General features: G+C 59.2%; 6 protein-coding genes and 2 pseudogenes. All 8 read left to right on the top strand.

All coding sequences use genetic code 11. From position 1 onward, the window contains the following. A pseudogene (locus C9413_RS32800) lies at positions 1-242 on the top strand (MotB family protein); the annotation flags it as partial. Positions 243-246: 4 nt separating this feature from the next. Next, positions 247-1,551 (top strand): chemotaxis protein MotC, encoded by a 1,305-nt coding sequence (gene motC / locus C9413_RS23535; protein WP_039846624.1) that lies wholly within the window; start codon positions 247-249, stop codon positions 1,549-1,551. A 1-nt stretch (position 1,552) separates the two neighbouring features. After that, positions 1,553-2,974, top strand: a complete 1,422-nt coding sequence (locus C9413_RS23540; RefSeq protein WP_039843978.1) for a flagellar hook-length control protein FliK — start codon at positions 1,553-1,555, stop codon at positions 2,972-2,974. Further along, positions 2,916-3,479 (top strand): lytic transglycosylase domain-containing protein, encoded by a 564-nt coding sequence (locus C9413_RS23545; protein WP_039846625.1) that lies wholly within the window; start codon positions 2,916-2,918, stop codon positions 3,477-3,479. The genes C9413_RS23540 and C9413_RS23545 overlap by 59 nt, the downstream gene beginning before the upstream one ends. A gap of 281 nt (positions 3,480-3,760) precedes the next feature. Next, positions 3,761-4,432, top strand: coding sequence for a winged helix-turn-helix domain-containing protein (locus C9413_RS23550; protein WP_039843979.1), 672 nt, complete (start codon positions 3,761-3,763; stop codon positions 4,430-4,432). Between the two features lie 128 nt (positions 4,433-4,560). Next, positions 4,561-5,871 carry a flagellar hook protein FlgE gene (locus C9413_RS23555; RefSeq protein ID WP_039843980.1) on the top strand — a complete coding sequence of 437 codons (1,311 nt, stop codon included), beginning with the start codon at positions 4,561-4,563 and terminating at the stop codon, positions 5,869-5,871. 19 nt (positions 5,872-5,890) lie between these two features. After that, positions 5,891-7,387 (top strand): flagellar hook-associated protein FlgK, encoded by a 1,497-nt coding sequence (gene flgK / locus C9413_RS23560; RefSeq protein ID WP_039843981.1) that lies wholly within the window; start codon positions 5,891-5,893, stop codon positions 7,385-7,387. Between the two features lie 3 nt (positions 7,388-7,390). Then, positions 7,391-7,982 (top strand): annotated as a pseudogene (locus C9413_RS23565) (flagellar biosynthesis protein FlgL); the annotation flags it as partial.

Raw genomic sequence — 7,982 nt, forward strand, 5'->3', positions numbered from 1 at the left:
TCGTTGTCGAAACGCGGGGTCGAGCGCCCGCCCGTCAAAAAAGGGCCACCAATATTAAAAGTGGCGGTCTGTCCTGGGGTCGGGCCCGGTCACTCTTTTACGTTTTCGTTGGGGGGGGGGTGGAGGAGAAGCGCTTCTCCCAGGTTTCGGGCTTTGCTGACCGGAGGCTGAAGTTGCCCGACGATCCATTCAATGCCGGCAACCGCCGCATCGAAATCCTGGTTCAGGCGGATCAAGGATAGTTTCATGGCGCGCCCGCAGCACCGGCATCTTCTCCTGGCTCTCGGACTGGCGATCGCTTCGCCGGCCGTCGCTGCGGGTGAGGATCAGGCGAACCTTTCGCCGTACAAGATGTTGCGTTCGCTGCAGTTCGTACAGGACTCGGTCGCCCTCGGCGATCATTCGGCGGCGGAGATGCAGCGCTTCATGCTCGGCACGATCGATCAGCGCCTGCGCAGTGCAGATGCCTCAGTCTTCGATGATGACCGCAATGTCGATGCCGCACTCGTCTATGCCATGAGCGGCGGCAATCCGGCCACGCTTGAATATCTGATTGCCCGGGACGTGAACGGCTATTTCGACACTCGTGTAACCGATGTCCTGCGCAAGTACCTGAGCGGCAAGGGCCTGCTCGTTGCAAAGACACTGGTCGAAACCGCAAATGAGTACCGCGACAAGAAGATCGGTCCCTATCTCGCGCTTGTCGGCGGCAACGTCATGGTGGCGCGAAGCCCGGATGAAGCGCTCAAGCTTTATGATCAGGCGCGGCTCTCGGCGCCGGGAACGATCGTAGAAGAGGCGGCCCTGCGCCGCTCGGTGGCGATTTGCGTCGAAGCGGGTCTCCTTGACAAGGGGCTTGCCTATTCGCAGCGCTATGTGCGGCGGTTCCTCCATTCGCCCTATGCGAGCCAGTTCGCCGATCTTTTCGTCAAGCTTATCGTCGACCACGACCATGTGAAGACGGAAGATATCGTCGGCATCCTCTCCTTCATGGACGAGTCGCGGCGGCGCGAGGTCTATCTGCGCATTGCGCGCGCCGCCGGTATTGCCGGCAAGGCGGAAGTTGCGAGGACGGCAGCCGCATACGCGCAATCGCTTGCCGGCGAACCGAACAATGCGCTCGGCGCGCTCGCGGATTTCTACGGCAACATGGCCTTGGTCTCCACGCCCGACGTGGGTACGGCCGCAAAGAGCATCAGCAGCGTTGCAGACAGCGAGCTCTCCCCGCGCGACCGCGCGCTACGCGCTGCGGCCAAATCAATCGCCGAACAGGTGCTGCAGCCGCCGGATCCGGCAAGCCTGACACAAGCGTCCGATTCTAAACCTGCTAATGAAGAAATTACTTCTGAACAGGCAGCCGTATCCACGGCCGACGGAAACCAGCCCGTAGAGGTCGCGGCGCCCTCCAAGCCTGCTGACGGTGGGGCGGCGCCGGCGCTGATGCCGGACGGTGCAGGGCAAGACGCTGAAGCGTCATTCAAATCCTTTGTGACGACGAGCCGTTCGAAACTCGATGAAATCGACGGTCTCTTGAGCCAAGAGAGCAATTGAAATGATTGATATGAGCGTTACAGGGGGAGCGGCCGCAACCGAGGCGTCGTCAGCCGCCAGAGGCAATGGTCCGGCAGCCAAGGGCGGCGACGCTGGCAATGGCGGCTTTTCGGACGTGCTCTCGAAGGCAGGAAACAGTCCGCAAAACAGTACCGGCGGCGAGCCTGCTGGGGCCCCTGCGGCTGATGATGCCCAACCAGAAATCGATGAAGGCGCCGCCGGCAGTATTGCCCTCAGTCTGCGCGATCGCGCTCGCAGCAAGCCGATGATCGCCCTCAGCGATGCATCGTTGAAACAACAGGCCGCGACGCAGCCTCAGACAGTTGCAACCGTCACAGGCACATCCGGCAAGGATCAAATGAAAAGCCGCGTCGATACGGCTTCGGTAAAATTCAAAATCAAAGGAGACGCCGGCGAGGTCGCGGAAGATGCACATGTCGCAAAAGACGAAAAATCGGCAAAGCCCTTGGAGACCAAGGCCGGAGTCGATGAAGGCCCTTCGTCGGATGCGACGTCTGTTTCTGATGCGCTCGGTCTTTTGAACAAGGATGCCACGGATACGGTGATCCCGGTGGCCTTCCTGGCTGCAGCCAACGTGAATGCGAAGGACGATAAGGCCGGCAAGGAAAAGGGTGCCGGCGGTGGCACTGGTATTGCGCCTGCGGCCGATGCGCTGGCGGCGATCAGCGCCGGCGACGCGCAGATGCCGGCCGTGGACGACGCAGCCAATCTTGATGGAAAGACGTTTCGTTTGAGCCGCGCGGACGGGCGCGGCGAGTCCATGGACATCCGTATCGGTGCTGACCAGGAAGGGTCGGCCGCCAAGGCAAGGAGCGATATCGAAAACGTCACGGTTCTCGATTCACGCCGCTATATCGGCCTCGCGCAGAATTCCGCGTCCGTAACCGCTGCAATCCTTGGCGACAGGGAGTGGACGGGTGCGATGCAGCCGAGTTCCGCACTGTCGAACGCTGCCGAATGGACGAGCACCGGGAAGGTTGTCAACACCCTCAAGATCCAGATGACGCCGATCGACCTCGGCCTCGTGACGGCAACGATGCGCCTTTCCGGCGATGCCCTGAACGTCGATCTGAAGGTCGAAACCGGTGCGGCCTATCGGCAGCTCAAGGAAGATCACGGCAAGATCATCGAGGCGCTTCGCAGCCAGGGTTATGCCATCGACAACGTCACGATCAGCATGGCGCCGGTAGAAAAGCCCGACGCGGGGAACCAGGCAAATGCGCAAGAGCAGTCTTCCCAGCAACAATCCCTGCAGCAGGGGCAGGGCGGTGAAGCGCGCGAGCGCCACACCCAGACAGCACAGCGGGGCAATGGAGGCCTTAATGGGGCAGGGGAGACAAATGTTGAAGATGTTGCTTCTGGCGCCGCTGGCGGCGGCGCTCCTGGCAGCGTTTACCTGTGAGACGCGTGCCTCCAACGGTGCCTGCGAAAGGGAAATCCAGTCTGCTGCCGCCAAATACGGCATACCGGAAGGCATTCTCTATTCCGTGGGCCTGACGGAGACCGGACGCAAAGGTTCGCTCTATCCTTTTGCGCTGAACATAGAAGGTAAGGCAGTCTTCCCGCCTTCCGAGCTGGACGCCATGAGGCAGTTCTATTCGGCGCGAAAAAGCGGGGCAAAGCTCATCGACGTCGGCTGCATGCAGATCAACCATTACTTTCATGGCGAGAATTTCAGCTCGGCGGAAGCCATGTTCGACCCCCACCGCAACGTCGAATATGCGGCAAAGTTCCTTCGCAATCTTCACGACCGGCATGAAACCTGGACGATGGCGGTAGCCAGATACCACGCCGGACCAAATAACGACCCTGCGCAGAAGCGGTATGTCTGCCGCGTGATCGCCAATCTCGTCGCTACCGGTTATGGCAAGTGGACTCCCAATGCGAGTAACTTCTGCCATAACTGATGCAAGCAAAAATAGAAAAATGTGAACAAAACGGAATCGTGCCATAATGTGGCAGGAATTGGCCGAAAATTGGGTCACCAAGATCTAATTTACCCGCCGTTAACTTTTCCACGAAATTTTTGTGTGCATAACCGAGGCGGCATACTAGATATAGAGCAAATCGGGACCCAGTTCTTAATCAACTGTTAATTCCTGCCATTAAGTTCCAGCAGCTTGTCCCAGATTCGTGCGATTCGTACCCATAGATCATCGAGGTGCCACACTGATTCGGAGGCGGACGAATGATCGTAGTGGTTGATGAGCGTGAGCTCGTAAAAGATGGTTACACATCACTGTTTGGCCGCGAGGGCATTCCCTCGACCGGCTTTGATCCAAGCGAATTCGGCGAGTGGGTGCAAACGGCGGCGGATTCCGATATCGCGGCTGTCGAAGCTTTCCTGATCGGCCAGGGCAGGCGGACCTTAGAGCTGCCACGGGCGATCCGGGATCGCTCCCAGGCCCCGGTGATTGCGGTCAGCGACCAGCATTCGCTCGAAAACACCCTTGCACTTTTTGATTGCGGCGTCGACGATGTCGTCCGCAAGCCAGTGCACCCCCGTGAAATCCTGGCGCGCGCCGCTGCAATCCGCCGCCGCCTGAAAGCGATTTCGACCCACACCGATATCGGCGCAATCCGCGTCTTTTCGGACGGCCGCGATCCGGAAATCAACGGTGAAGTCTTTGCGCTTCCGCGCCGCGAACGCCGCATTTTGGAATACTTGATCGCCAACCGCGGCCGCCGCGTCACCAAGACCCAGATCTTCAACGCCATCTACGGCATCTTCGACGAGGAAGTCGAAGAGAATGTCGTTGAGAGCCATATCTCCAAGCTGCGCAAGAAGTTGCGCAAGAAGCTCGGCTTCGACCCTGTCGATTCGAAGCGCTTTCTCGGCTACTGCATCGACTGGAACTGATTTTCAGCGGCGGGCCCGGCCCGCGGAAACGTGCCTTTCAATATTTCGATCAGGCAGCTCCGCTACAGACAGCTTCACGCAAGGCCCGCCAAATACTCTCCAGCTATCAAGGAAAACGAGGTTTTCAGATGAGCATTTTTGGCAGCATGAAGACGGCAGTGTCGGGGATGAACGCACAGGCAAACCGCCTGAGCACCGTTGCCGACAACATCGCGAATGCAAATACCACCGGCTACAAGGCTGTCTCGACCGCCTTCTCCTCTCTCGTCCTGCCGTCCACGGCAGGCAACTACAATTCCGGTGGTGTGCAGACGTCCATCCGTCAGGCTGTTTCCGACCAAGGCGACATCTCCTACACGACTTCGGGCTACGACCTCGCCATTTCCGGCGACGGCTTTTTCATCGTGCAGGGCGCCGACGGCACGCCGGTCTTGACGCGCGCCGGTGACTTCACGAAGGACGACGAAGGCAACCTCGTCAACTCGGCGGGCTTCACGCTGATGGGCTATCCTTATGGTTCGTCCGCTCCGGCCGTCGTCGTCAACGGCTTCGACGGCCTCGTTCCGATCAATGTCCTCGGCGACCAGAAACTGGAAGCCGTGCCGACGGCGAATGGTACGTGGACGGGCAACCTCAAGCCATCTTCGCCCATCGAAACCACGGCGGCAGACCTCCCGAGCGCAAACAACGCAACGGCCACATCCGACACGCAGAAATATTCGATCGTCACCTATGACAAGCTCGGCAGCAAGGTGATGTACGACATCTACTTCACAAAGGTCCCGGTAACGGCCGTGGCGCCGCTGCCGCCGACTGGCACCGCCTACGAATGGGAAATGGCCGTATTCCGCAACGCCGACAAGGCCGCGACTGGCACGAGCTCCTTCCCGTACTCTTCCGCCGCCGTTGACGTGAAGCGGGTATATTTCGACAGTGCAGGGCAGATGCTGACGGATGCAACGCATACCAGCACCACGGACATCATCGATCCGGTGACGGGTCTCACCATCAATATGAGCCTCGATCTCTCGCAGGTCGGCGACAGTTGGTCCGGCACCGGTAATGTCGATGGACAGGGCGCAAACTCGCCGGTCGATATCACCATCGACGCCGATGGTGTGGTGTATTCGAAGTACGACGACGGCAGCACCAAGCCCGTCTTCCAGATCCCGCTCGCAAACGTGCCAAGCCCCGATCTGCTGACGCTGATGTCCGGCAACGTCTACTCAGCGAACGGCAGGTCCGGCGTCACCGTCACCGGCTTCCCGCAGACGAGTGGCTTCGGCAAGATCCAATCTGGCGCGCTTGAAGGTTCGAACGTCGATATGGCGGGCGAACTCACGGAAATGATCGAGTCGCAGCGCAGCTATACGGCAAACTCGAAAGTATTCCAGACGGGTTCGGACTTGATGGACGTCCTCGTCAATCTCAAAAGATAAGTAAGGTAACGGCTAAGCCATGTCGCTCACTTCCGCACTTAATACGGCACAGGGCATATTCAACAATACAGGCGCGCAAAGCAGCGTCGTATCGAACAATATCGCCAATGCCGGCAATAAGGATTATGTGCGTCGGCAGGCGATGCTCACCACCTCCTTGAATGGCGCGCAGGTGGTCAAGATCAACCGTGCGCAGGAGGATGCTCTCCTGCGCCAATACCTGAAGAGCAATTCTCAAGACAGTGCCCAGCAGACCCTTTTGAACGGCTTGGAAGACATCAAGTCCGTCATCGGCGGCAACGATTACGAGACGGCGCCCTCCACCTACCTTGCGGTCTTTCGTGACAAGCTTAGCGCGTTCAGAGCCGCACCGAACAGCACGATCGCCGGCCAGGGCGCGATCACGGCGGCGCAGGACGTCGTGAACTCGCTCAACAATGCGACCAACGCTGTCCAGCAGGTGCGGATGAATGCGGACAAATCGATTGCAAATTCCGTAGAAGAGCTGAATGAGCTGCTGGCGCAATTCGAAACCGCAAACAACGCCGTCAAGTCTGCCACGTCCGCCGGTGCCGATCCCTCGCAAGCGCTCGACCAGCGCGATGCCTTGCTCAAGCAGATTTCGGGGATCGTGGGAGTCACGACCGTCACCCGCGATAACAACGACATGGTACTTTATACCTCCGACGGGGTGACGCTCTTCGAGACCATTCCGCGCGCGGTGACGTTCAAGCCGACCCAGAGCTACGGCGCCTCCACCGACGGCAACGGCGTTTACATCGATGGCGTGGCGCTCGGCAAGGGCTCGGGCGGCACGACGTCGGCAAAGGGCAGTCTCCAGGCGCTTCTCCAGCTTCGTGACGAAGTCGCGCCGACGTTCCAATCCCAGCTCGACGAAATCGCCAAGGGTCTCGTTGCGTTATTTTCGGAAACGAACACGGCCGGAACCAGCACGCTACCGGGTCTCTTTACCTGGACGTTGCCGAGCGGGCTTCCGGGCGGAACGCCGACGACGGCCACGATCATCGACGGCATTGCTGGTTCCATCACGGTCAATCCGGCAGTGGTGACCTCGCTGGGCGGCGATCCGATGAAGCTGCGCAACGGTTCGATCAACGGCGCCGCCTTCGATCAGAATACCGCTGCCAATGGCGGCTACACCGCCCAGCTCGACAAGTTCTACACGGCCATGGGCGCCAAGATGGATTTCGATCCGGGCGCTGGCGTAATCGGCTTCAACTCGGCGACGGGTATCGACTCGAACGTCAGCATCATGGATTTTTCGTCTAGCTCGATCGGCTGGTTCGAACAGTACCGCAGCGACGCGAGCGGTGCCACGGAGAACACGGCGGCAGCGCTTTCGCGATCCGACGAAGCCTATTCCAACGAGACCGGCGTCAACCTGGACGAAGAGCTGACGCTGCTTCTCGACATCGAACAATCCTACAAGGCGGCGACGAAGATTTTGAACGCCATCGATGAAATGTTGAAGTCATTGCTGGATATAGCGAGTTAAGCCATGAAGAGCTCTTTTATTTCTAGTTCAGCCATTCAGAACGCGATGCGATTGACGATCCGCCAGTCGCAGAACCAGATGGTCAAGGCTTCGATTGAAGCCACCACGAAAACCTACGCCGATATCGGCGTATCGCTCGGCATCGACGCGGCCAAGAGCGTGAACTATGCGCGCGAGCTTGATCGGATCTCCTCGTTCAAGGACAGCAACTCCACGGTCAATCTTCGTCTCGAAATGTCCCAGAGCGGGTTGGCCGACGTGCAGAAGGCGAGTGATGCGCTGGTCAAGAATCTGACGGCGCTCAAGGGAAGTCAGGCATCGACCGCCATCACCGTTACTCTCCAGTCCTCGGCGGCGGCACTTTCACAGCTCTTGGACACCGGCAACATGATCACCGGCGGCGAATACCTGTTTTCCGGTGTCAATACGGACGTTCCGCCACTGACGGATCGCAGCGCGACCGTTGAGGCCGATATCGTCACTGCCCTGAACACATACGCGACCGGGCTTTCCAAGCCGGTCAGCGCCTTGACCGCGGCTGAAATCGATACCTTCATGACCAGCACCCTGGAGCCGCGGTTCAGCGCCGCGGCAT

Origin of the sequence: Rhizobium sp. SEMIA 4085 (assembly GCF_013004495.1) — a bacterium.
Lineage (GTDB): Bacteria > Pseudomonadota > Alphaproteobacteria > Rhizobiales > Rhizobiaceae > Rhizobium > Rhizobium gallicum.

Bases quoted from the DNA above. Each gene is read 5' to 3' on its own strand.
- motC (WP_039846624.1), top strand. From the start codon at position 247: ATGGCGCGCCCGCAGCACCGGCATCTTCTCCTGGCTCTCGGACTGGCG.
- C9413_RS23540 (WP_039843978.1), top strand. From the start codon at position 1,553: ATGATTGATATGAGCGTTACAGGGGGAGCGGCCGCAACCGAGGCGTCG.
- C9413_RS23550 (WP_039843979.1), top strand. From the start codon at position 3,761: ATGATCGTAGTGGTTGATGAGCGTGAGCTCGTAAAAGATGGTTACACA.
- C9413_RS23555 (WP_039843980.1), top strand. From the start codon at position 4,561: ATGAGCATTTTTGGCAGCATGAAGACGGCAGTGTCGGGGATGAACGCA.
- flgK (WP_039843981.1), top strand. From the start codon at position 5,891: ATGTCGCTCACTTCCGCACTTAATACGGCACAGGGCATATTCAACAAT.